Genomic DNA, 24281 nt, shown 5'->3' with positions numbered 1-24281 from the left:
AGGAATCACTCATGAAGTTGAGCACGATCTTTGAGAACTCGCAGAGACTGGCCATCACCGCCGCCGAGGAGGCGCACAGGTTCGGCCACCCTGCTGTCGACGTGGAGCATCTGTTCCTGGCGCTGCTCATCAGCCAGACCGATGCAGGCAAGCTGCTCCGCTCCCGTGGGATCGGCCTCGATGAAGCACGGCAGGCTGTGCGCACCGAGCATGCGGCGCGCCTGGCCGCGCTCGGCATCTCCGACGTGCCAATGTCACCCCGCGCGAACCCAGCAGGTGGCGCCGGTGACATCGAGTGGCACGAGCGCACCCTCACCCTGTTGTCCCAGTCCGGCGGCGACGGCACAGGGACCGCACTGCTGCGGTCACTAGTAGCCGACCCGGGTGGATTCGTCGCCGCGGTCCTGGAACGCCTCGACACCGACCCGGCTCTGGTACTAAACGCAGCCGAGGAAGCAGACCCCGGCATGGCTCCGCACGGCCCAACAGGCTCGATCGAGGAGCGTGCCACGCCATGTTGCGCCACCTACGATGCGTTCATCCCTGCCCCGCCAGAGCAAGTATGGCGTTTGCTCGACGATCCTAAACGACGCCCGGAATGGGACAACGCCATCGGGCCGATGGAGACCGTGGGGGCGGGGCGATGGACCGGGCGCGCTCCCGCGGCGCTGGCCACCACCCGATGGCGAGTGCCTCGACGGATGGAGATCCGTACCGTCGTTCTCGTCGCTCGCGAGGAGCATCACGTTCTGGAGTGGGAAACCTCGTTCCCTCACACCCGTCCCCGAAGAACAGAGCAGACACGAATCGAACTGCGCGAAGAGCCAGGCGGCACCCGGCTGCGCCTTACGCTGTACCGGCCGAACGCTCGTCGCGTCGGTGCGACAGCGCGGTTCCTCGCAGCAAGCGAGCTCACCCGCATCGCGACAGGCATCTCCCGAGCTTTTCGCGCATGAGCGCCGGCACTTGCCACCCGGCGTCGAACGTCGGCAGATCCCCCATTGACGAAGGACCCCCATGCCGAACACCGCGCCAAGGACGGTCGCCCTCTCGGTCAGTCAGCGACGGTGGTGTTCGGTGAGGGATCCCTTGCGGGACAGCCCTCACTGGAACACTCCGAAGCCCGTGGATGACACCGAATCGGGCTGGGCCAGTGCGGCACGGGTCGCGGTCGACGAAGCAGGCTGACGCCCTGGCACGCGAGCAGTTGGGATTCGAACCGTGTCGCGCTTAGGCACCGAAAACCACATCAAGAGTCGCCTCGTCAGGTCACATACCAGCAAGAAGTGCGGGCTCGGTTCACCGTCCTGTGCCGAGTTCGCACAGGTCAGCGCACGAGTGCTCACATGCCAGCAAACGCTCGACCAGATGAGAGCGCTCGCGCCGGATGACCAGAGGTCGCAGGTTCAAATCCTGCCCCCGCTACTGAAAAGTGGCCTCTGACCTGCAGAAACGCAGGTCAGAGGCCACTCGTATTTTGAACCGTTTCCGCTTATGTCGCGGATTGATGACCCAAAAACTCGGCGGATGCTGGCCCAGCGTGGCGAACTGCGCGGTGATGGCTGGCGATGTCCACCCCGATGCCTGGGTCTGAGTCAGCCGCACTGAGGCGGCGTCGCCTTCCAGAGGATCAGTGACCGTCCTGGTGGCCGTCTCCGTGATCGGTTTCGATCTCGTCGGCGGGCACTTCGGGATCCGTGGAAAGGTCGAGCGTGACGCTGCCGTCTTCGGCGTCGTTCGGGAGCGGGGAGAGGCTCACGCCGTTGGGCTTGTCTCCGACGGGGATCCGGGCCACGACCTCGAGTTCCTGGAGGTCCAGGACGGCGACGTCGTCGCCGTAGATGTTGGTGACGTAGGCGTGCTGGCTCGAGGGGTCGACGACGACGCCGTGGGAGCCCTGTCCGGTCTCGACGGTTGCGGTCACGGTGAACGTCTTGATGTCGATCACCGAGACGGCGGTCCCGGGCGAGTCTTCGGTGCCCTGGTTGGCGACGAGGAGGTAGCGGTTGTCGCCGCTGACATAGGTCTGGATGGGGCCGTCTCCGACTGCGACCGTGCCGACCAGCTTGCGCGACGTCATGTCGACCTTGGCGACGGCGTCCTCGCCGTTCAGGGAGGCGTAGACGAACCGGCCGTCGGGGGAGAAGGCGACTTGCGCGGGGGCCTTCCCGACTTCGACGTCTGTGACCAGCTGGTTGGTCCGGGTGTCGATGACGCTGAGCGTGGTGTCGGCGACGTTCGCCACGACAAGCCAGCGGCCGTCCGGGCTGGGGCGGAGGCCGTGCGGGCCCTGGCCCACCTTGATGGTGTCGATGGCCTTCATGGTGGACGCGTCGATGACGGAGACGGTGTCGTCCGCGCTGTTCGTGGTGTACGCGGTTGCCCCGTCCGGGGAGACCACGACATGGGCTGGTGCCGAGCCGGTCGGGACCACACCGTGCAGGTCCAAGCTCCCCGCGGACAGCATCGCGGCGTATCCGTCGTGGCCACTCACCGTCCACACCGACGCACCGTCGGGAGACACCTGCACGCCGGCGGCCGGTGTGCGGCCGGCCACGAGGCGTGTGGGGCCGCCCCGGCGGGTGCGGGTGTCGTAGCCGATGAGGTAGGACAGCTGCCGGTCCTGTGGTCCGGCTACCGAGCCGGAGGCGAACGCGATCGGTGCGGCCCAGGCAACTCCCGGTATGTCGGCGACGCGCTCGGGGGTGTCCGCGGGGAGCGTCGAGGCGGACATGTGCATGGTGCGGACCCCGGCCTGGGAGACGAACACGTCGGCCGGGGAGGTGCGGATGTAGTAGGTGACGCGGTCGACGGCCCCGGCGAAGATGCCGCCGAGGACGAGGACCAGTAGCAGGGAGGCGGCCACGCCGAGGACGGTCAGCGTGGCGCGGCGGCGGTCGGCGAACAGGAAGCGGCGCCCCACGGGCACGGCTCCTGTCGCGAGGGCGCGTCGTGGGTGATCGGATCGCGGCGGAGTTGGTTGCGTGATGGTGGTCATCGTCCGCTCCGGAATGCGGAAGCTGCGTCGAGCCGGTTGAGTCGGCGTGCCGGTAGCCATGCGGCGAGTAGTGCCATCGTGACCGCTGCGGCGGCGGTCTGGGCGATGGTGCCGGAGGTGAGCAGCACCGGGAATGCGGGTCGCCACCAGGCGAGGACTTCCCGGGTGATGATCAGCAGGACGATCGCGGCCAGTGTGCCGAGCACCGTCAGTGCCACGGTCTCGGTCACCGCGATTCGGCGAAGCCGGCCGGGCGTGGCGCCGAGGGCCTTGAGGACGCCCAGGTCCCGCTGTTGTTCGGTGACTCGGGTGTAGGCCACGAGCGCGACGATCAGGGTGCCGGCTGCGAAGGCCACGCCCACCATGAGCCGTACCGGCGAGCCGTAGATGTCGGTCGCCAGTCGCAGGGACGCCTCCCGCAGTTCGGCAGGAGTGCGCACGGTGTACCCCTCGTCACGCAGCTGCGCTGCTACGGCATCGGGGTCCGCGGTCGTGACCAGCACCGCTCCGGTGGTGCCGGTAGCCCGCAGCATCTGGTCCATCCCGGCCGTGGTGGTGAACAGCAGCGGGGTCATGAACAGTGCGGTGTCGTCGGTGAGGCCGACCACCCGCATCGGGTGTCCGAGAATGGGCAGCCGATCGCCGATGGCGAAGTCGTGTTGTTCGGCCCACAAAGCATCGATGGCCACCTCGTCGGGGGCTTCGGGGGCACGGCCATCGGTGAAGGCCCAGGGGCCACCGAGCCCGCTGCCGGGTTCGTAGGCGACCGCGGCCACGGCAGCCTTGCCGTGCGACAGCTCGAGGATCTGATACATGCCGCGCAGCGGCGCGGCTCGTGTCACGCCAGGGGCCTGGGCGATGGCGTCCACGGCCGGCGCCGGCAGAGCGCCGGGGTCGGCGAAGAGGTTGCGCGTTCCGGCCGGGACGACGACCAGGTCGGCACCGAGGTGGTCGTCGTAGGTGGTGACGCGGTCCTGGACGCCGACCCAGAGTCCGGCCAGCAGCAGCATGAGCATCAGGGCGAGCCCGATCCCGGCGGCTCCGGCGGCGGTGCGGAACGGATGCGTCGTGAGAAACCGGCGGGTGACCGGGACCGAGGCTTCAACCCTGGCCTTCATGTGGCTCACTTCCGTTTGCCGAGCGTGGCTCGACGTTCGTGCTACTTGTGGCCGTGACCGCCGTGCCCGCCGGGCATGGCGAACATCATGGCCGCCATCATCGCGGTGCACAGCAGAGCCGTGACGATGATGCCGGAACCTGCTACGCCGGTGAGGAAGAGCAGGCCGGCGATGGCGAGCATGGGGATGCAGCAGACGATCATCATCAGCCCGTGACCACCGTGCGCTCCGTGGGCGCCGCCGTCGGTCTCCTGTCCGGCGTGGTGGGGCTCGGTGGGTGTCGAGGGCTCTGGCTGGTAGGGCCATTGCTGGGAGTCGCGGAGGGATTCGCGGTCCATGCCGTTCGGGGTGCTCATGACGTCCTACCCTTCAGGGATGCGGGCACGTGGCCGAGCTTGGCGTAGAGCGGGCAGTGTCCGAGCGCTCCGGTGACGACCAGGTCGAGGCCTGCCAGTACGAGTAGCAGCTCGAGGACGACCGCCAAGGTGGAGGCGGCGCCGCCCAGCAGGAACGCGCCGGCGATCGCGGCGAGACCGCCGATGGCGACGCGAGCGACGCGTTCGGCGGGGGTGATGTTGATGCTCCAACGGTTACTCATGACTTCCTCCAACTTCGGTGGACCGCTGGTCTCCTCGGTCCACTTCGAGGGTCTCGCCGCGGGGTGAAGGTGACCGGCGCCGTCTTGTGAAGGTTCGCTGAAGAACCACGTGGCGTCGAAGTGCTCGGAGGGGCTGAAGGGCGGCGAGTCACCGCGGCGGCCACATGTCAGGTGGGAGGGAGGGTGGGTGCGGCGTTGAGGTCCAGGTGGCTGGCGCAGCAGGCAGGGAGCTCTTCTCGCAGCAGGTCCACGGTTCGGGTCGCCTTCTCGAGGAAGTCGCCGGTGGATGGGATGACGTGGCGATGGGGGTGGCGCTGCCAGGCCTCCAGGATGCGGGCGTCGACATCGGCCGCACGGAGGGCCGTCTCGGTCCGCAGCGGGTTCTGGTGGTTGTAGCCCTGGTCCGCGGTTGGCGTGCGTAGATGCAGCACTGTGCCGTACCGATGCAGCTCGGTGTCCAGCGTGGTGGCCGTCGAGGTCCAGAAGTCGCCCGGTGGCCCGGGCCAGTACGCGAGCCCGTCGACTGTGCCGCGGTCGCACAGCACGATTGCCGGATTGTGGGCGTCCCCGGTCGCCTCGAGTTCCTTCTGAACGTGGAAGATCGCCCGTTGCGCCGCGCGTCGACACTCCGCGTCGTCGTCGCGCGGGAACCCGCCACCGAAGACGATTCCTGCCGATTCCGGCAGGATCTTGACGTGTCGGCACAGCGAGCGGCGTACGAGTTCCAGGACGGCCGTCTTGCCCGCGCCCGGCCCGCCGGTGAGCAGAACCCGGCGGGGTACATGTGGGTGGTCGCACTCGCACTCGGCCATGACGCGCCTCCTTACGGGACGGGGAGGCGATCCGCAGCGTTGTGGCCGAGCCCCCACTTCTCCATCAGCGCGAGGACAGCGAGTCCCTCGTCGTGGATCTGCGCGTGGCGCAGCACCTGCCAGTGTGCGTGGAGATAGGCCTGGAGGTACTCCACGACGTGGTTCATGGGCACGGTTGTCCACGGATTGTGAGGTTCTACCTGGCCCGGTGTGCCGCCGAAGGCCACCACCCGGATCTCATGGCCGGCCCTGGTGGCTGCGCGGCCATGGTCGAGCAACCGACGCGAGACGTCTCGGGCCTCCTCGGCGGGGCAGCACCCGAACCGCGCGAGCGCGACCTCTAGTGTCGCCGGGTCGCGCAGAGCCGGGTTCAGTCGCGCACGACCTTCTTTGACCTCGCCGACGATCATGTCGGCTCGGCCAGTCGGCGCGCCGAGGGCCGGGTCGACCTCGGAGCTCAGGCGCTGGGGCACGGTTCCTGAGCGCCCGTGGATCAGGTCGTGGCCGGCACCGGGAAGGCGATAGGCCAGGACGTCGAGATCGGTGACGGTGCGCACCTGGCCGGCGCGCAGACTCTCCAGGACCGGGTGCTCGACGACGGTGAAGTAGCCATTGACGTGCAGGTAGGCCTGCACCAGGGCCACTGCGGTGTCCATGGGGACCTCCTCGGTGACTCGTGCCGTTGTCGTGAGGGCTCGTCAGTCGTGGTGGCCCTCGTGCTCGTCAGGGTCTGGGGTCTGCACGGGGGTGCGGTCCCGGTCCTGACTCGGATCGTCGTTGCTGATGGCCGGGCCGATGACGAACGCCGAGAGCGAGAACATCAGCGCGAACACGCCCAGAGCGAGGGCGGGGGCCTTCCAGGAGCCGAAGCGCCGGTAGAGGCGCCGAAGCAGGGGCAGGGAGAACACCAATCCCAGTACGGCGAACAGGACGTTGCCGGTGGCGCCGGTCACCAGTACCGCTCCTCCGAGGAGCCCGACGTGGTGCAGCAGGTGGGGAAGGAGGCCCATGATGCCGCCCACCACAGCGGTCACCGCACTCCAAGCGGTGGCCAGGACGCCCCGCCTCTGCGAAGTCTGGTTGGGGGTGCTTTCGGCGCGGGACTCGTCGAGGCGGTCGTCCGCTACCTCCCCGGCGGCAGCGTGGTGGTCGGACATCGTCACTCCTGTGCCTGGTAGGAAAGCGTGGTCATCATGCCGGTCTCGGCGTGGTAGATGTTGTGGCAGTGGGTCGCCCACTGTCCTGGGTTATCGGCTTCGAGGTCGACGTCGAGGGTCGCCATGGGGCGCACGATGACCGTGTCCTTGCGGGCTCCGCCGCCCCTCAGCGCGAAGGTGTGGCCGTGCACGTGCATGGGGTGGAACATCATCGACTGGTTGACGAAGCGCAGCCGGACCCGCTCACCCTGAATCAACCGCAACGGGTCGGTGTCGGGGAAGGTCTTGCCGTTGATGGTCCAGCGGTAGGGCGCCATGGTGCCGCCCAGGACCAGGTCGTGGGTTCGGTCGGCCGACCGTCGGTCCAGGCGGGCCGACTCGACCGCCGACAGCGCCGTGCCGAGCAGTACCTTGCCCGACAGTTCGCGGACCTTGACGTCAGCCGTGGGCGGGCGACCGGCGCCGGTGCGGATCACAGCCAGCGCCTGGCCCTGTTTGCCCTCGGCCGAGGCAACCAACTCGAACACGCCGTCGCCGAAGGTGACGGTGGCGTCGAAGCGCTCGCCCATCCCGATCAGTAGCGCGTCGGTGGGCACCGGCACGACGGGGAAGCCGTCGCTGTGCGTGACGGTCATGCGGTGCCCACCGACGGCGACCCGGAACGCCGTGTCCGAGCCGGCGTTGACGAAGCGGATCCGAACGCGTTGACCCGGCTTAGCCGACAGCGTCGCCGGATCGGCGGCTGTCCGGCCGTTGAGCAGGTAGTACGGGTAGGTGATATCCCCGGCACCACCGAGCAGGGGCGACCGCATGACCTCCATCCCACCCATAGAGCCCATCGAGCCGTGGTCCATCCCCTCCATGCCCGTGCCGCCCATGTCGTGCATGCCGCCCATGGAGTCGTCGCCGCCGGCTTGCTGCAGGTCGGAAAGGACCTGGTCCGGGGTGCGGCCCGTCCCGTCGACCCAGTCGTCCAGGACGACGATCCACTCGGCGTCGTACTCACCGGGCTCCTGAGGGTCGTCGACGACCAGGACGCCGTACAGGCCGCGGTCCAGCTGAACTCCGGAGTGCGGGTGGTAGAAGTACGTGCCCGGGTGAGGTGCGGTGAACTCGTAGCGGAACGTCTCTCCCGCGGCGATCGGATCTTGGGTGAGTCCGGGCACGCCGTCCATGTCGTTGCGCAGTGCGAGGCCGTGCCAGTGCACGCTCGTGGCGTCCGGGAGCTGGTTGGCGACGTCGACCCGGAGCACGTCTCCGGCGTCGACGCGGAGCAGCGGTCCCGGCGCGGTGTCGCCGTACGCCCACGTGCTCACGGTCTGGCCACCCAGGTCGAGGGTCACCGGCTGGGCCGTGAGGCGCGCGGTGACCACCCGAGCTCCGGGCTTTCGGCGCGCCGCCTCCGCCGCTGCTACCGCGTCGGCGGCGGGCCCGACCGCTGTGCCAGTGGACCGATTGCAAGCGGCGAGGCCGCCGAGGGCGGCCACGCCTGCGAGCCCGGCGGCCCCGCGAAGGACGGCGCGACGAGTGATCTCGGACAAGTGGGGGCTCCTGACTCAGGTTCGGCGAGAGGCGAGATGTGCGAGGCGGGAAGGGGCGAGCGGCTAGTGCACCGAGGCACGCAGCACACTGCTGCGGGCGTGGTACTCGTCTTCGTCGATCTCGCCTCGGGCGAACCGCTCGTCGAGGATCTGCATCGGGTCGCGGCGGTCCGGGGTGGACCCACCGGGGCGCTGCGTGCGGAACAGGGCGAGAACGGCAAAGACCACCAACGCCCAGAACGCGACCATGGCCACGGTCATGATGATCCAACCGCCCCAACCCATGCCGTCGTGGTACCAGCCCATCATCGTCCTCAGCTCCTTCGCTTGGCTTGGTGACTCCCACGATTGCCCGGACACCACTGTGTCCCGGTCGCGTTCATGTGAAGGTTCGCTGAAGAACGTGCCCTCGCCGGTGCTGACCTACGGCTGGCCGGGCAGCGGACTGAGACCATGGCGGGTATGGGCGAGGACGTCATGGACGAGAAGGCCGGCTCACCGGCAGGGGGTACCGCGGGTGGCCGCCCCCGAACCGGTCTCCGGGCGATGGTGGTCGAAGACGAGACGCAGCTGGCCGGACTCATCGGCAGCTACCTCGAGCGCGACGGCTTCGAGGTGGCGGTGGTTCATGACGGGCTCGAGGCGGTGGAGGCCGCCCGCGCCGTCGACCCGGACGTCGTGGTGCTGGACCTGGGTCTGCCCAGCCTGGACGGAATGGAGGTCTGTCGGCAGCTGCGCACCTTCTCCGATGCCTACGTGGTGATGCTGACCGCACGCAGCGAAGAGGTCGACACGCTCATCGGGCTCTCGGTGGGGGCTGATGACTACCTGACCAAACCGTTCAGCCCCCGGATCCTGATGGCCCGGATCCAGGCCATGCTTCGCAGGCCCCGTCCATCGGGAGCCTCGTCCGATGCCTTGGAAGGTGCTCGCACCTTCGGTGCCCTGGTCATCGATCCGTTGGGACGCGACGTATGGCTCGAGGAGGAACCAGTGGCGCTGACGCGCACCGAGTTCGACCTCCTCGCCGCCCTGTCCGAGCGACCCAGGATGGCGTTCAGTCGGCGCCAGCTCATCGACGCCGTCTGGGGACCCTCGTGGGTCGGTGACGAGCACCTGGTCGACGTGCACGTCGGCCACCTGCGCCGCAAGCTGGACGACGACGCCACTCAGGCCCGATTCATCCGGACCGTCCGTGGCGTCGGCTACCGGATGGGCACAGGGCAGTGACCAGCCCCCCACTCCTGGCGGACACGGTCCGTGCCCGGCCGCGGTTCGCCACTCGGCTCCTGGTCGCCCAGGCCCTGGTGCTGGTGGCCGGCGCCCTGACCACTTGGTTGGTCGCCTCCGTCGTCGGACCCAGCATCTTCAGCGACCACCTCCAGCAGGCCGGCGACACCCACACCGCCGAGGAGACTCGTCACGTGGAGGAGGCCTTCGCCTCGGCGCTGGTCCTTTCGGTCTCTCTGGCGCTGCTCGCCTCGGTCCTCGCGGCGTTGGCGGTCTCGTGGTACTTCAGCCGCCGGGTGCAGCGCTCGATCGGCAACGTGGCCGCCGCCGCAGCGGACATCGCCGCCGGACGGTACGACGCCCGGGTGCCCGACCCGGGACTGGGCGGCGAGTTCGCCTCCCTCGCACTGACCTACAACCGCCTCGCGGAGAGGCTCGAAGCGACCGAGTCGACTCGACGCAGCATGCTGGCCGACCTAGCCCACGAGATGCGCACGCCCCTGGCCACGATCGACGCGCACCTCGAGGCCGTCGAGGACGGCATCCGAGCCCTGGACGACGACACGCTCGGGGTGATCCGCGGCTCGACGGGCCGCCTGCGGCGCCTCGCCGAGGACATGTCCGCCGTCTCCCAGGCAGAGGAGGGGATCGACGTGACGCTGCGACCGGTGGCTGCCGCTGACGTGGCTGCTGCGGCCGCCGACGTCGCCCGCGACCGGTACGCCGCCAAGGGGGTAGACCTGCGCACCGAGCTCGCCGATGCCGGCCAGGTCCGCGTCGACGCCGACCGGTTCGGGCAGGTGCTCGGCAACCTGCTCGACAACGCCCTGCGCCACACTCCGGCGGGCGGGGCCGTGACCCTGGCCTGCCGCCGGATCGACCAGTGGGTGGAGTACCGCGTCGCCGACACCGGCCAGGGGGTGGCGGCCGAGCACCTGCCGCACCTGTTCGACCGGTTCTACCGTGCCGACACCGCCCGCGACCGTGGCCATGGCGGCTCAGGCATCGGGCTGGCCATTGCCCGGGCACTGGTCGAGGCACATGGCGGCGGCATCTCGGTGACCAGCGCTGGGCCCGGACTCGGGGCCACGTTCACGGTGCGGCTGCCCGGTCTCCGGTAGGGCCTTCGGGCCCGGACATCCGGGGCCAATCGCCGGGCATCTTCAGCGAACCTTCACACAACCTCGCCACTTTTCCCCGAGCACCCCGTCGACGCTGGACCGTGTCGAACCAGCGCGCACGAGGGGAAGCCATGTCATCACCCACGCCGGCATTCGAGCCGCTCCGGATCACCGTCGTGGACAACGAGGCCTGCCACTTCTGCGAGGACGCCCAGCGGGCGCTTGCGACGCTGGCAGCCAGCTACCCGCTCGCGGTCGACACGGTAGCTGTGCGCAGCGAGGCCGGCCAGGCGCTGATGGCACGCCACCGCGCGCCGATGAGCCCCCTGGTTCTCCTCGACGGCACCTTCTTCAGCAGCGGACGTCTGCCACGACGCAAACTGGAGAAGCTCCTCAAGAGCAGGTACGGCGACGCACCGAGCACCGCCTCCGCGGCGAGGGGGGCCAACCATGGGTGACCTGCTGACAACTGGCTCGGTCCTCGCCGCGTTCTTCGCCGGAGGCGTCGCCCTGTTCGCACCGTGTTGCATCGTCTTCCTCGCCCCGTCCTATCTGGCGGTGGCGGTGAAGAATCGGCGGTGGCGACTGCTGCCGCTGACCTTCGTGTTCGCCGCCGGCCTCGCGCTCGTGCTCGTGCCGATCACGCTGGGCATGAGCCTGGTGGCCTCGACCATCGCGAACTACCACGCACCGCTGTACTACGCCGGCGGAGCATTGATGCTCGCGTTGGCGGGGCTCAGCCTGTCCGGTCGGATGGTCAGCCTGCCGTCCTTCCTGCGAGCCCCCGACACCACTCGCGGGGACTCGGCCAGCTTCTTCGCCCTCGGCGTCTTCTCCGGAATCGCCAGCTCCTGCTGCGCCCCGGTGCTCGCCGGGGTGATGACACTGTCCGCCCTGTCCGGTTCCGCTGTCGGCGGAGTGACGCTGGGACTGGCCTACACCTTCGGCATGGTGTTCCCGCTGTTCGTGATGGCCCTGTTCTGGGACCGCTTCCGGCTCGGCGAGCGGCGCTTCCTGCAGGCCAGGCCGGTCCGGCTGGGGCTGGCCGGCAAGGTGCTGGCCACCAACACCATCAACATCGCGGTCGCCGTCGCGTTCACGGTCATGGGTGGCTTCGTCATCTACCTGGCCAACACCGGCCAGATGACCGGTGGCCCCGGATTCCAGGTCTCCATCGGCAAGGGGCTGTCCGAGGTCCTCGCCCGCATCGAGACCTGGACCGACCCGGTCCCCGAGCCGGTGCTCGGACTCGCCGTGCTGGCCCTCGCCGCAGTCTTCGTCATCGCCACCCTGCGTGACCGACACCGACCGGACGCATCGACCGACGCGGACCCCGACGAGCATCCCGCCTGCCACGGCCCGGGCGTCGGCGCCCACCCCGACAACCACAGCTGACCCGGACCCTGGAGGAAACATCATGTCGCACAAGGCCGCCGAGCAATCCCGTAACGAACGCCGTCAGCGCGCGGAACAGGCCGCGCGGGCATCCGGTCGTCGCCGCCGCCGCCTGCGCATCATGATCGGCACGGCCAGTGCATTGGCTCTGGTCGCCGCGGTGACAGCCATGATGCTCACCTCGCGCCCCGAGTCCTCCGACGCGATCCGCACCGCCCCCGAATTCACCCTCACCGACACCGGCGGCTCCGAACACACCCTGGCTCAACACCGCGGCGAGAACGTGCTCCTGTACTTCTCCGAGGGCGCCGGGTGCCAGTCCTGCATCGTCCAGATGGGCGAGATCGAGAAGCAAGCGGCAGCCTTCGAGAAGCTCGACGTCACCGTGCTGCCGATCGTGATGAACACCCGCGAGCAGATCACCGCCGACATGACCGCCAGCGGAGTCACCACACCGTTCCTGCTCGACGACGGCACGGTCTCCGAGGCCTACGGAACCCTCGGCAAAGGCATGCATGCCGGACTGCCCGGGCACAGCTTCGTGCTCATCGACAGGCAGGGCCGACAGCGCTGGTACGGCGAATACCCCTCCATGTGGCTGGCACCCGAGGACCTGCTCGACGAGATCCGCAGCAACCTCAGCGCCTGACCACCGAGGCAGAGTACCGATCTCGATGAAGGTTCGATGAAGGTCTCTCCGGCCACCTTGTGGGAGTACCCCATGGGGGTATAGTCAAGTGCGAAGGCAGACACCCCGTCCGGGTACAGGCAGAGGAGGGTCGCGATGCCAGCCGAACCGGGATACCTCACCGAGAAGCAGGCAGTGCTGACCCGGCTGCGCCGCATCGAGGGCCAGATTCGCGGCCTGCAGCGCCTGGTGGACGAGGAGCAGTACTGCATCGACATCCTCACCCAGGTCTCGGCGGCGACGAAGGCCCTCGAAGGCGTGGCGCTCGTTCTCCTCGACCAGCACCTCGAGCACTGCCTGACCCACGCCACCGACCCCGCCGAGGCCCAACAGAAGCTCAACGAGGCCTCCGCAGCGATCCGACGACTCGTCCGCTCATGACCGACCCGACCAACGAAGGAGCACCCATGCCCGCCCCACACACCAGCCACGAACTCCAGTTGGCCGACAGCCCCCCGAACGGCGGTGGCTGCGGCTGCGGAGGATGCGGCTGCGGCTCCAACACCGAGACCGGTAGTTCCACCGGCACCAGGATCGAATCGACCGCCACCGCCGCAACGAAGGGAAACGAAATGACCACGACCAGCTACGACGTGACGGGGATGACCTGCGGCCACTGCGCCAGCGCCGTCACCAGCGAGCTCAAGAGCCTGGACGGCGTCAGCGACGTCTCCGTCGACCTCGTCGCCGGCGGGACCTCGTCGGTCACCGTGACCAGCGCCCAGCCCCTCGATCGGGCGCAGGTCGCCGCAGCCCTCGACGAGGCCGGCGACTACCACCTCGCCTGACGGGCCAGGTCCCTCACGTCCGAAGCGCGATCCATCCCCCAGGAGGCACAGTCATGACCCAGCAGACCACCGCGTCCGACACCGTCAACGACATCGAGCTCGCCATCGGTGGGATGACGTGCGCCTCCTGCGCCGCGCGGATCGAGAAGAAGCTGAACAAGCTCGACGGCGTCACCGCCACGGTCAACTACGCCACCGAGAAGGCCAAGGTCAACTACCCGACAAACCTTAGCCCCGACGACCTCGTCACGGTGGTGGAGGCCACCGGCTACACCGCGACTGTGCCGGCCCGGGCGCCCAGCGGTGACGAGGGCGTGGCCACCACCGAGCCGGACGATCGGGACCGCGAGGCCGCGGGGTGGTGGCAGCGCCTGGTGGTATCGGCCGTGCTGACGGTGCCGGTGCTGGCCATGTCGATGGTCCCGGCGCTGCAGTTCGACAACTGGCAGTGGATCTCGCTGACCCTGGCCTCACCCGTCGTGGTCTGGGGTGCCTGGCCGTTCCACCGAGCCGCGGTGACCAACGCCCGTCACGGCGCCGCCACCATGGACACCCTGATCTCGGTCGGCGTCACCGCCGCCTGGCTGTGGTCGCTGTGGGCACTGCTGTTCACCCACGCCGGGATGACCGGGATGCGGATGCCGTTCGACCTCTTCCCCGACGGCGAGGCGGACGTCCACATCTACCTCGAAGTGGCGGCCGCGGTCACCACCTTCATCATCGCCGGCCGCTACTTCGAGGCCCGCGCCAAGCGCCAGTCCGGTGCGGCGTTGCGCGCCCTGCTCGACATGGGCGCCAAGGACGTCGCCGTCCTCCGTGGCGGCGCAGAGGTGCGCGTGCCCGTGAGCCAGCTGGCGGTCGGGGACCGGTTCATCGTGCGTCCGGGGGAGAAGGTCGCCACCGACGGTGTCGTCGAGGACGGCACGTCGGCCGTCGACGCCTCCATGCTCACCGGAGAACCAGTCCCGGTCGAGGTGGGCCCTGGCGATGTCGTCGTGGGCGCGACCGTGAACGCCGGCGGCCGGCTGGTGGTCCGGGCCACCCGCGTCGGAGCCGACACCCAGCTGGCCCAGATGGCACGGCTGGTCGAGGATGCCCAGAACGGGAAGGCTCAGGTCCAGCGCCTCGCAGACCGGGTGTCGGCGGTCTTCGTTCCCATCGTGATCGCCCTCTCACTGGCCACACTCGCCGGTTGGCTGCTGACCGGCCACAGCGTCACCGCGGCGTTTACCGCCGCAGTGGCGGTCCTGATCATCGCCTGCCCCTGCGCCCTCGGGCTGGCCACACCCACCGCACTGCTCGTCGGCACCGGCCGCGGCGCCCAGCTCGGCGTGCTCATCAAGGGCCCCGAGGTGCTCGAGTCCACCCGGATCGTCGACACCATCGTCCTGGACAAGACCGGCACTGTGACCACCGGGCGCATGGAGCTGATCGCCGCCGAGCCCACCGAAGGTGTCGACACCGACGACCTGCTCCGGCTGGTCGGCGCTCTCGAGAACGCCTCGGAACACCCGATCGGTCAAGCTATCGCCACCGGCGCCAGCCAACGCCTCGACGCGCAGCTGCCTGACGTCGAGGGATTCACCTCGACCCAAGGCCTCGGCATCGCCGGGGTGGTCGACGGCCACGCGGTCGTGGCGGGTCGGCCCGGCTGGCTCGCCCAGGAGTGGAGCCAGCCCCTCGCCCCGCGCCTGGCACAGGTGGTCGATGCGGCCGAGCAGGAAGGCCGGACCGTGATCGCCGCCGGCTGGGACGGCGCAACCCGCGGCGTGCTGGTCGTCTCCGACGCCATCAAGCCCACCAGTGCCCAGGCCGTGGCCGAGCTCAAGGAGCTCGGACTCAGGCCGGTGCTGCTCACCGGAGACAACGAACGCGCCGCCCGCGCGGTCGCCGCCGAGGTGGGCATCGACGAGGTCATCGCCGAGGTCCTTCCGGCCGACAAGGTCGCCGTCGTCGAACGTCTCCAGCGTGAGGGCCGGACGGTGGCGATGGTCGGGGACGGCGTCAACGACGCCGCCGCACTGGCGACCTCCGACTTGGGCATCGCTATGGGCACCGGCACCGACGTGGCCATCGAGGCGTCCGACCTCACCTTAGTTCGCGGCGACCTGCGCGCGGCCGTCGACGCGATCCGGTTGTCCCGCCGCACCTTGCGGACGATCAAGGGCAACCTGTTCTGGGCCTTCGCCTACAACGTCGCGGCGCTGCCTCTGGCCGCGCTCGGCTTGCTCAACCCGCTGATCGCCGGTGCCGCGATGGCGTTCTCCTCGGTGTTCGTGGTGTCCAACAGCCTGCGGCTGCGTCGGTTCCAGGCCGTCTCCACGCAATCGACCGAGGCGCCACACCTCGAGCACGACTCGACCAGGACCAACCCTTCCAAGGTGGAGGCAGGACGATGACCACCCACCAGCACCCCGCCGGCCGCCACGACGCGGACGCGCACCGTGACGGCGCCGCCACCGCTGTCCTCGAGGTTTCCGGCGTTCAATGGGCGACCAGCAAGAACGTCGCGGAGGCGGTGCTGTCACGCCAGCTTGGCGTGCTCTCCGTCGACGCCAACCCGGTCGCCCAGACCGCCACCGTCACCTACGACCCGAACCGCACCAGCATCAGCGAGCTGCGGGACTGGGTCCGGGAGTGCGGCTTCCACTGCGCCGGGCAGTCTGTCCCCAGTCACGTGTGCGACCCGATGCTCGAACCAGGTCATGACCACCACGCTGGCCACGCTCAGCAGGCCGCGCATGGCGAGCATGGCGAGCACGACCCGCATGACAGCCACGACAAACACGCCGGCCCCGCCGGCCCGGCATCGCCCGTCTCGTCACCGCACGACGCGATGGGCCACGGCGGACACGGCTCGATGTCGATGGCCGACATGGTCCGCGACATGCGCAACCGGTTCCTGGTCGCCGTGCTGCTCGCCGTACCCGTCTCTCTGTACTCGCCGATGGGGCGCGACATGCTCGGCTTTGACGCGGCCGCCCCGTTCGGGATGCGCGATGACATTTTCGCCCTGATCCTGTCGCTGCCGGTCATCTTCTACTCCGCCTGGATCTTCTTCGACGGCGCCTGGCGAGCACTCCGAGCCAGGACCCTGGACATGATGGTGCTGGTGGCCGTAGCGGTCGGCGCCGGCTGGCTCTACTCCCTCGGAATCACCCTCACCGGTGGCGGCGAGGTCTTCTACGAGGCCGCGGTCATGCTCACCGCATTCGTGCTGCTCGGCCACTGGTTCGAGATGCGAGCACGAGGCGGCGCCAACGACGCCATCCGCACCTTGCTGGACCTGGCCCCTCCGATGGCGACCGTGCTCCGCGAGGGCGAACCCGTCGAGGTCCCCACCTCTGAGGTCCAGGTCGACGACCTGCTCCTCATACGGCCCGGGGCGAAGATCGCCACCGACGGCACCGTCGAAGAGGGCGAGTCGGAGGTCGACGAGTCCATGGTCACCGGCGAGAGCCTCCCGGTGCACAAGGCACCCGGGGACCAGGTCATCGGCGCTACTGTCAACGCCAGCGGCACTCTTCGAGTGCGCGCCACGAAGGTGGGTGCCGACACCGCACTGGCCCAGATCGTCGCACTGGTGCAGCAGGCCCAGAACTCCAAGGCTCCCGGACAACGGCTCGCCGACAAGGCCGCGTTCTGGCTGGTCCTGGTCGCCCTCGTCGGAGGAGTCGGGACCTTCCTGGTCTGGCTGGCGGCCGGCGCGAGCGTGCAGACCGCGCTGCTGTTCGCCATCACGGTCGTCGTCATCACCTGCCCCGACGCCCTCGGCCTGGCCACCCCGACGGCGATCATGGTGGGGTCCGGTCTCGGGGCGAAGCGCGGGATCCTGTTCAAGAACGCGACCGCGATCGAGTCCTCCGCGCGCATCGACACCGTCGTGTTCGACAAGACCGGCACTCTCACCAAGGGCGAACCCGAGGTCACCGACGTAGTGGTCGGCGACTTCGATCACGACCGGGTGCTGGCCCTCGCCGGTGCCCTCGAGCGCGAGTCCGAGCACCCGCTCGCCCACGCCGTCGTGCGGTACGTCGACGCCACCGATGTCCCGCGCCTGCGTGCCACCGGGTTCCGCAACGTCACCGGCATCGGCGCCCTCGCCGAGGTCGACGGCCACCAGGTGGCTATCGGCAACCGACGCCTCATGGAGTCGGGGGGCATCACCATCGGTGATCTCGGCGCGCGGCGCGACGAGATCGCCTCCGGAGGCCGCACGGCGGTTTTCGTCGCCGTCGACGGTCGAGCCGTCGCCGTGCTCGGCATTGCCGACGCGGTCCGCGAGACCTCGGCTGCCGCGATCGCGGCGCTCCACCAGGCGGGCATCAGGGTGGCCATGCTGACCGGCGACAACCGCGCCACTGCCGAGCGGATCGCCGAGGAACTGGGAATCGACGACGTCATCGCCGAGGTGCTGCCCGAGGACAAGGCGCACCAGGTTCAGCAGCTGCAGGCGCAGGGCCGCACCGTGGCAATGGTGGGCGACGGCGTCAACGACTCGCCCTCGCTCGTGCAGGCAGACGTCGGGATCGCAGTCGGCGCGGGCACTGACGTCGCGATCGAAGCCGCGGACGTCGTCCTCATGCGGTCCGACCCGCTGGACGTGCCGGTGGCGCTGACGATCGGCCGGGGCACGCTGCGCAAGATGCGCCAGAACCTCGGCTGGGCGGTGGGCTACAACGCGATCGCGCTCCCCATCGCGGCAGGCGTGTTCGAGCCCGCCTTCGGCTTGGTGCTGAGGCCGGAGGTCGCGGCTTTGTCGATGTCGGGGTCCAGCTTCTTGGTGGCGGTCAACGCGCTGTTGCTGAAGCGGCTTCGGCTGCCGGTTCAGCCGGTCGCCTCGTCGGATTCAACGGCTTCGATGGGAGCTGTGGAGCACGCGGGGCATGAGTAGGGGTGTCATCGCCAAGGTCCTTGGGTTGGGATTCAGCATCTGCTCGGGGCCGTGAGGGCCAGGCTCCTCTATGGACCCCCGCACGTCTCCGGTCCGACCAGAAGGTGGATCAGTGCCCGACGAGGTCCACGCGGGCGGGCCACGGGTTTGGTTTGCAGCCCTCCAGGCCCTTGGTCTGTTGCAGCATCACTGGCGCGATCTCGCCAGGTCCGGGACAGCCGACGTGGGGATAGCCCAAGGCGTGGCCCGTCTCGTGGTTGATGACGTAGCGTCGATATGCCACAAGGTCACCGGCGTAGCCGTCTGCACCGAACTGCCACCGCCAGGCGTTGAGGACGACGTCGTCACCGTTGCGGCAGGACAGCCGTCCGTCGGTGTCGAGTGGTGCACAGAGTTGATCGGCCGTCTCCGGGGTGGCCAGGACGATGCGGAGGTCGGCATGGCCTTCGACGCGGACGAGCGTGTGTCGCGTCGCCCAGCCGCGCTGATCAGACAGGGTGGCTTCGACCAGCCGCGCCACATCCACGGTGCTGAAGGGCAGGCCCTGCTCGACCTCGACCCGGTAGGTCACCCCGTCCTGCGGCCCGAGCAGTGATGCGGCGGCGACTTCGAAGGTGCCGGGGCCGCGTTCCGGAATTTGAGTGGCGGGGGAGGGGGGCCCACTCGGATCTGGGTCACGATCTCGACCGACCGCGACCTCACCGTCTGGTCGCTCGCCCTTGAGAGTCGGGTCAGGGTGCGGCGCGGACGGTGGCGGGGACGCAACTGTAGTGTGGCGGCCCGCCTCCCCGGTGTTCGTTGCGCCGGGGATGAGGAACGCGGCGGGCACAGCCACGGCGGCGGTCGTTGCCAGCACCGCCAGGCCGGTGAGCCCTCTCGTGGCACGCCGCGGCGCGCGATGGGAACTCGCGCGTCGATGCGTGGCTCAGCGGTTACTCATCGTCCCTGGACGATCACAGGACGCGGGTCCATGTGTCGCCGTCATCGGTGGACCGGTAGACGGCCGTTTCGGTCGCGGCGAACCAGCCCTGGGCGCTGATGGTGAATGCGGCCGGTTGGCCCTCGATTGAGCCGACCTCGCGCCAGGTTCGGCCGGTGTCGGTGCTGACCCGGACGACGCCGTCGGGGTCGATACCGGCCAGGTTCCCGTCCGGAGTGGTGTCGAGGTACATCGTGCTCGGACCGCCGAGTTCTCGGGTCTCCCCGGAGATGGCGTCGATGCTGTGGAGTTGGCCGTTGCCGTCGGTCGCGATCAGCGCGACGCTCCCATCGACCGCCGCGACGCTGATCAGCGGACCTTGGAACACCTCGTCGAAGTTCTTCCGGTCCACGGTTCGCAGCAGGCGGCCGGAGGTCGCGTCGTATGCGTAGAGGGCGTCGCCGGCGGGTTCGAGGATGTGAAAGTCCGCCTCGCCTTGGAGAGCCAGCGGCGTCCAGCTCTCTCCGGCATCGGTCGACTCGATCAGTCCCAGGTGTGCGGGCAGGTCCTCGCGCAAGTCCGGGTGCCCGCTCCCGAGGAAGTGGCCAGGACCCACGACCGTGAACGCCATCGTGTCCTGGTAGCGGTCGGCAACCCGGCTGGGCTCTCCATCGCTCTTGACGCGGAAGAGCCCAAAGTGGGTGGCGACGTAGAGGCTGTCGTCGGCCGGGTCGACGCCGAGACCATGGATGTGGCCGAGGCCGGGGTCCTCACTGGGCGGTGCAGTCGTGGAGGTGTCTTGGGAGCAGGCTCCGGTGAGGAGAGCGGCGCCGACGAGGACGGCAGCTAGGGGAAGGTTGGATCGTTTCAAGGCGGTGGCTCCGAGGTGTCTGGTGGTGCCGGGCAGCGGAGTAACTCCGTCCTGCCCGGCACCGGGATCGAGATCAGGGCTTCAGCAGGTTCTGCATCGTCTGGATCTCCTCCGCCTGCGTCGTCTCGATCTCCTTGGCCATGTCGACGGCCTCGGGGAACTCGCCCTCGGACTGCTCGGTCTTGGCCATCTCGATCGCACCCTCGTGGTGCTCGATCATCATGGCGAGGAACATCTGGTCGAACTCCGCTCCGGCGGCCGTCTCGAGGTCGGCCATCTCGTCTTCCGTCATCATTCCGCCCATGTCGTCGGACGACATGTCGCCGTGATCCATGCCCGACATTCCGTCGTCCGGGACGTCCTCGCCCCAAGATTCCAGCCAGCCGGTCATGGTCTCGATCTCGGGGCCTTGGGCTGCCTCGATGTCGGTGGCGAGGTCCTTGACCTCCTGGCTTTCAGCGCGTGATTCGGCGAGGTCGGCCATCTCGATGGCCTGCTGGTGGTGGGGGATCATCTCCTGGGCGAAAGTGACGTCGGCCTCGTTGTGCCCGCCAGCGGTGCCAGTGTCGTCCTCGTTGCCGCAGGCGGCGAGGGTGAACAGCGAGGCTGTCACGACGGCAGTGATCAGCGACTTGCGCATGAGTGTTTCTCCATCTGTGTGATCAGTGTCTGGGAAGGCGAAAGCCCCGAGTCGCCCGGGTCGGACGCTCGTGGCGGACGCCTGTCAGCAGCGGATCACACAGAGCATGCGGAGGCTCGGCGGGTCACGGTCTCGCCCGATGAACCGCGGAGGCTGCCACGCTGGCAGCAAGGTACGGGGGATGCGGACGCCCCGACTTGCGAGCAGCAGAGCGATCCCCAGCAGCAGGAGGCCGGCCAGCACGGCTAGGCAGAGGCCAAGAAGCCCCGCACCGTTCTCGCCGACGGGCTCCTCGGAGCTCATTCCCGCTGGATGACCCGCGACGATCGGTTCGGAGGTATCCGGCTCACTGGCCGCTGGCCCGGAGTGGTCATGACTGATGGGGCCGCTTGCGGCGATCATGATATTCGCGCTCGGGGATGTTGCTCCCATGGTGTGAGCGCCGGTGTGAGATCCCCAACCGTGCATCGATAGAAGGCCGAACAGCGCGACGGCCACAGCGGCCAGCGCGTAGCGCGCACCGCGTGTCCCGGCCGGTGCTCGGAGGTCCCGCATGCCGCCGATCTTAGTTGGGCATGAACAGGCAGGAATCATGGCTCATTCTCCGGGCCCGACTGCGATTCGAGCCACGCCGCGCTTATGTCCCGAAAACGCCAGCGCAAGCCGTCTGATCCGAGCAGACATCGTCAAGAAGTTCTGGAGTCGACACGCTGGGTGGTGCGCGTCTGCGCAGGTCAGAGCACACATCGGCAAGTGAGGTCAAAGGATCCAGCGGCGGAACGCGCACGCGCTGGAGGTCCAGAGGTCGCAGGTTCAAATCCTGCCCCCGCTACAAGTGAAACCGCAGGTCAGAAGCCGTTTCCCGATTGACTGGGAAGCGGCTTTCTGCATCCGTCAGGGGGTTTGACAACCAATCTGACAACCAGGCACGACAACTGACGCGCCGCGCACGTCTGGCGGCTCGGCGGGGAGGGCAACCTCGGCGCCCAGGCGGTCGTGGGCAAGGTAGCGAACCGATGGCGCATTCGTAGGAGGTGCGCACGATAGGGCGTTCAGAAGCCACAGTCCGTCGCGGTCAAACCGGTCTCAGCCTAAGCGCACTTCCGAGAGATTTTGTCCGGGGAGAAGTGTAGGTTCTCGGTGGTCACCTGCATGGCGTGCTCCTGTGTTGACGAGGTTGCTCGTGCCAGGAGCTATCAGGGACGGCGAGCGTGTGATGATCACTGCGAGTAACGCATTGTGGTCGGATTGCACCATGCCGCAGACGGAGCAACCTTCGCTTGACAGTCCGAGGCGGAAGGTAGCGGTCGTGCTCGTGCACGGTCTTTTCTCGTCCACGGACGTCTGGGACGAGATGGGCACACTCGCGTCAGAGGATCCGTCATTGAAGGATGCGACCGTCTACCGCTTCTCCTACAGCTCGAAGGTGTTGACGCGAGGTCTGACTACGGTCACCCCAACGCTCGATGACGTGGCAGATAGCCTCCGCACCTACCTCAGGTACTCCGTAGTTGAGCCCGAGGTGGTCCTAGCGACGCACAGTCAAGGCGGTCTGGTAGCACTACGGATGGTGGCCGAGCATCTCGTAAGACAACAGGGGTGGGGTGGCCCAACTGTCCGACTGCTGTTGTTGTACGCCTGTCCCCATTTCGGCTCAAGCTTCGGGCTGCGTATTCGCCGCGTCTTCTTTTCGAAGCATGCGCAGGCCAAGTCGCTCGCGCCCTTAGATGGGCCGACGTTGCAGTCCATTCGGTCCGTCGTCCGCTACATGCAGACGCCGACCGCTCCTCTGGCGGACCTCAAAGTGATCGCGGTGGCCGGCGCCACCGACGGGATCGTCACACCAGATTCAGCAAAGGCGTTTTGGTCGGTAGTTGAGACGGTTCCGGGCGACCACTCAAGCATCGTTCGACCCTCTTCGGCGGGTGACGAGAGCTTCTTGATCCTCCGTAGGCAAGTGGCCGAGGTGCTCATTGCGCCGGTGACCAACTTGACCCTAAACGAACACGTGACCGCAGACTCACTTTGGCAGGAATTGGTGGACGAGGTGGCGTCGCGACTCCACTTCGCGTCGTGGGACGCGGCATACGGCGGCCTCGTCAGGACCACCCACGTCCTGCCGTCCAGTGTGCTCGCTGATCTTCATGGGTTCTCGGCGTGGCTGCTAGGACGCATCTTTCCTGTTGGCCATCCAGAGATCAGGAGATCACTTGAGTCGATGGGCCGCGTGGTTGTAGATCTGCTCAACACCTTCAACGACAACCACACAGAGGTTGCTGACCCTGAGAGCGAGAACCCATACATCCGCGTGGCGCCCTGGTACAAAACGGGCGGCTTCAATCCGAACTACGGCGATGACCTGGCGGACTTCCTCGCACACGTCAATCTGCTCGCCAACCTCACCTTCGAGATGACTCGAATCGCCAACTGGTTCTCCGATCTGGTGCGGGCGGAGATCGACCCCCACTTCCACGTCCGCGAAGGCGTCCTTCTGTTGGAAGTTGGACCCGTGGCTCACGGCGGCACGGAGATCGAAAGACCAATCTTCGAGCCAGGCGAGGTCGGCCCAGATGAGTTGCCGTATAGCGACATCGAGACGTTTCGCGCGACGTCGCGTTTTCGGACTGCCAGCGAAGGGGAGCCTGCAGCAGCAGTCCAGGGTGACGAGCGCGGCACTACGACCGATCGCGGCAATACCACGGATGAGGTCGAACACCTGCTGCTCGACCGACAGATGCGGGCTCTCGGCCAGGAGCTACAGGTCTACCGAGACTGGGGCCAGCAGGGCACACGAGACACGATGCTGGCGGCGTTGAGACTTGGCATTGAGTCAGGGCTCGTGTCGCCAGAGGGCTTCCGCAGCCCCGTTTGGGAGACGTCAGTACACCTCCGCTTCGTTCTCGATGGGGACGGTAACGCCGTGATCCGGATCGAGGAGGATGGAGGTGTCGCGCTCTCTGACTTTGCGTGGGAGGCCGGCGTTGCGACCATCGACGCTTTCTCGGCTCTTGAGGAGGCGATGAGAGGTCTCGGCGTCCACCTAGGCACTGGCCTTTTCCTCCCGACCAAGAACGTTCAAGAGTCGGCTGAGGCACTTGAACACGCGGCTCGCTATCGATCGCAGACCCTTAACTCAGGGAGCGAGTACCTCACCCACCTTATCGAGCTTGTCGAGGGCTGGTACATAACACAACGAGGAGTTGTTTCTCGTGAGCATCCCTACTACTTCATAAGCCGAGAGCGTGTCCATGAGTTGGATTGGGAACAACACGTCAGCGACAAGGGGTGGGAGGGTATTCATGCCGCGATGAGGGTGAGCCGGGCGCTTTTCGCGGAGGGACAGCACCCACGCCGGGCAGACAACACCTGATCTGTCGCAAAGGACGGGTCTGCTGCACGATCAGGTGACAGGTTGACCTGACCTACATCCTGGGTTCCAGATTTGGTGGCTAACTGACGGCCTTCACGAAAGGCTGAGAGCCATGCCTCGTCCCTATCCGCCGGAGTTCCG

23 protein-coding genes are annotated in these 24281 nt (G+C 68.0%); 11 read left to right on the top strand and 12 right to left on the bottom strand.

Annotation, left to right across the window (positions count from 1 at the left end; genetic code table 11):
- Window positions 1-11: 11 nt before the first annotated feature.
- A complete protein-coding gene (locus tag IG63_RS0119160; RefSeq protein WP_030485952.1) occupies window positions 12-956 on the top strand; it encodes an SRPBCC family protein in 945 nt (314 codons plus the stop codon).
- Window positions 957-1630: 674 nt separating this feature from the next.
- Here IG63_RS0119160 and IG63_RS23710 read toward each other — a convergent pair.
- The 9 genes from IG63_RS23710 to IG63_RS0119115 all read right to left on the bottom strand — a co-directional run bounded on the left by IG63_RS23710 (window position 1631) and on the right by IG63_RS0119115 (window position 8533).
- Window positions 1631-2923, bottom strand: coding sequence for a YVTN family beta-propeller repeat protein (locus IG63_RS23710; protein ID WP_245604517.1), 1293 nt, complete (start codon window positions 2921-2923; stop codon window positions 1631-1633).
- A 71-nt stretch (window positions 2924-2994) separates the two neighbouring features.
- Window positions 2995-4116 carry an ABC transporter permease gene (locus IG63_RS21085; protein ID WP_245604520.1) on the bottom strand — a complete coding sequence of 374 codons (1122 nt, stop codon included), beginning with the start codon at window positions 4114-4116 and terminating at the stop codon, window positions 2995-2997.
- Window positions 4117-4157: 41 nt separating this feature from the next.
- The gene (locus IG63_RS21080; protein WP_036196260.1) at window positions 4158-4472 is read right to left on the bottom strand and encodes a hypothetical protein; all 315 of its coding nucleotides are present in this window, start codon (window positions 4470-4472) and stop codon (window positions 4158-4160) included.
- Complete coding sequence (locus IG63_RS0119140) at window positions 4469-4714, bottom strand: YgaP-like transmembrane domain (protein WP_030485949.1); 246 nt, start codon at window positions 4712-4714, stop codon at window positions 4469-4471. The genes IG63_RS21080 and IG63_RS0119140 overlap by 4 nt, the downstream gene beginning before the upstream one ends.
- Window positions 4715-4881: 167 nt before the next feature.
- Window positions 4882-5526: an ATP/GTP-binding protein gene (locus tag IG63_RS0119135; RefSeq protein WP_084597344.1), complete on the bottom strand. Its 645-nt coding sequence runs from the start codon at window positions 5524-5526 to the stop codon at window positions 4882-4884.
- A gap of 11 nt (window positions 5527-5537) precedes the next feature.
- Complete coding sequence (locus IG63_RS0119130) at window positions 5538-6182, bottom strand: hypothetical protein (protein ID WP_030485947.1); 645 nt, start codon at window positions 6180-6182, stop codon at window positions 5538-5540.
- Window positions 6183-6224: 42 nt separating this feature from the next.
- Window positions 6225-6683 (bottom strand): hypothetical protein, encoded by a 459-nt coding sequence (locus tag IG63_RS0119125; RefSeq protein WP_157210301.1) that lies wholly within the window; start codon window positions 6681-6683, stop codon window positions 6225-6227.
- 2 nt (window positions 6684-6685) lie between these two features.
- Window positions 6686-8224, bottom strand: a complete 1539-nt coding sequence (locus tag IG63_RS0119120; RefSeq protein WP_030485945.1) for a multicopper oxidase family protein — start codon at window positions 8222-8224, stop codon at window positions 6686-6688.
- A 63-nt stretch (window positions 8225-8287) separates the two neighbouring features.
- Window positions 8288-8533, bottom strand: a complete 246-nt coding sequence (locus tag IG63_RS0119115) for an SHOCT domain-containing protein (protein ID WP_206051916.1) — start codon at window positions 8531-8533, stop codon at window positions 8288-8290.
- Between the two features lie 153 nt (window positions 8534-8686).
- Between IG63_RS0119115 and IG63_RS0119110 the strand changes: the two genes are divergently transcribed.
- From IG63_RS0119110 to IG63_RS0119070, 9 genes are all read left to right on the top strand, one after another.
- On the top strand, window positions 8687-9454 hold the full coding sequence (locus IG63_RS0119110) for a response regulator (protein WP_425411798.1): 768 nt from the start codon (window positions 8687-8689) through the stop codon (window positions 9452-9454).
- Window positions 9451-10575: a sensor histidine kinase gene (locus IG63_RS0119105; RefSeq protein WP_084597343.1), complete on the top strand. Its 1125-nt coding sequence runs from the start codon at window positions 9451-9453 to the stop codon at window positions 10573-10575. The genes IG63_RS0119110 and IG63_RS0119105 overlap by 4 nt, the downstream gene beginning before the upstream one ends.
- Window positions 10576-10706: 131 nt before the next feature.
- Window positions 10707-11033 carry a hypothetical protein gene (locus tag IG63_RS0119100; RefSeq protein ID WP_051707258.1) on the top strand — a complete coding sequence of 109 codons (327 nt, stop codon included), beginning with the start codon at window positions 10707-10709 and terminating at the stop codon, window positions 11031-11033.
- Window positions 11026-11970 (top strand): cytochrome c biogenesis CcdA family protein, encoded by a 945-nt coding sequence (locus tag IG63_RS0119095; RefSeq protein WP_030485940.1) that lies wholly within the window; start codon window positions 11026-11028, stop codon window positions 11968-11970. Before IG63_RS0119100 ends, IG63_RS0119095 begins: the two co-directional genes overlap by 8 nt.
- Window positions 11971-11992: 22 nt before the next feature.
- A complete protein-coding gene (locus IG63_RS0119090) occupies window positions 11993-12619 on the top strand; it encodes a peroxiredoxin family protein (RefSeq protein ID WP_030485939.1) in 627 nt (208 codons plus the stop codon).
- 135 nt (window positions 12620-12754) lie between these two features.
- A complete protein-coding gene (locus IG63_RS0119085) occupies window positions 12755-13039 on the top strand; it encodes a metal-sensitive transcriptional regulator (RefSeq protein ID WP_030485938.1) in 285 nt (94 codons plus the stop codon).
- Window positions 13040-13230: 191 nt separating this feature from the next.
- On the top strand, window positions 13231-13446 hold the full coding sequence (locus tag IG63_RS0119080) for a heavy-metal-associated domain-containing protein (protein ID WP_030485937.1): 216 nt from the start codon (window positions 13231-13233) through the stop codon (window positions 13444-13446).
- 53 nt (window positions 13447-13499) lie between these two features.
- A complete protein-coding gene (locus IG63_RS0119075; RefSeq protein ID WP_084597342.1) occupies window positions 13500-15845 on the top strand; it encodes a heavy metal translocating P-type ATPase in 2346 nt (781 codons plus the stop codon).
- A complete protein-coding gene (locus tag IG63_RS0119070; protein ID WP_051707256.1) occupies window positions 15842-18340 on the top strand; it encodes a heavy metal translocating P-type ATPase in 2499 nt (832 codons plus the stop codon). Before IG63_RS0119075 ends, IG63_RS0119070 begins: the two co-directional genes overlap by 4 nt.
- A gap of 109 nt (window positions 18341-18449) precedes the next feature.
- Here IG63_RS0119070 and IG63_RS22375 read toward each other — a convergent pair whose 3' ends face one another.
- The 3 genes from IG63_RS22375 to IG63_RS0119055 all read right to left on the bottom strand — a co-directional run bounded on the left by IG63_RS22375 (window position 18450) and on the right by IG63_RS0119055 (window position 20770).
- Window positions 18450-19169 (bottom strand): DUF3152 domain-containing protein, encoded by a 720-nt coding sequence (locus IG63_RS22375; RefSeq protein ID WP_245604519.1) that lies wholly within the window; start codon window positions 19167-19169, stop codon window positions 18450-18452.
- A gap of 124 nt (window positions 19170-19293) precedes the next feature.
- On the bottom strand, window positions 19294-20130 hold the full coding sequence (locus IG63_RS0119060; RefSeq protein WP_030485933.1) for a F510_1955 family glycosylhydrolase: 837 nt from the start codon (window positions 20128-20130) through the stop codon (window positions 19294-19296).
- 73 nt (window positions 20131-20203) lie between these two features.
- Window positions 20204-20770, bottom strand: coding sequence for a DUF305 domain-containing protein (locus tag IG63_RS0119055; RefSeq protein WP_030485932.1), 567 nt, complete (start codon window positions 20768-20770; stop codon window positions 20204-20206).
- Window positions 20771-22025: 1255 nt separating this feature from the next.
- Here IG63_RS0119055 and IG63_RS0119045 point away from each other — a divergent pair.
- Entirely contained in the window at window positions 22026-24140 is a 2115-nt protein-coding gene (locus IG63_RS0119045; protein WP_157210300.1) for an esterase/lipase family protein, read from the top strand.
- Window positions 24141-24281 lie beyond the last annotated feature (141 nt).

It is taken from the genome of Nocardioides aequoreus, from assembly GCF_000720335.1.
Classification (GTDB): Bacteria; Actinomycetota; Actinomycetes; order Propionibacteriales; family Nocardioidaceae; genus Marmoricola; species Marmoricola aequoreus.
Note: the sequence above shows the minus strand (reverse complement) of the source record. Positions and strands in the feature narration are given on the sequence as shown.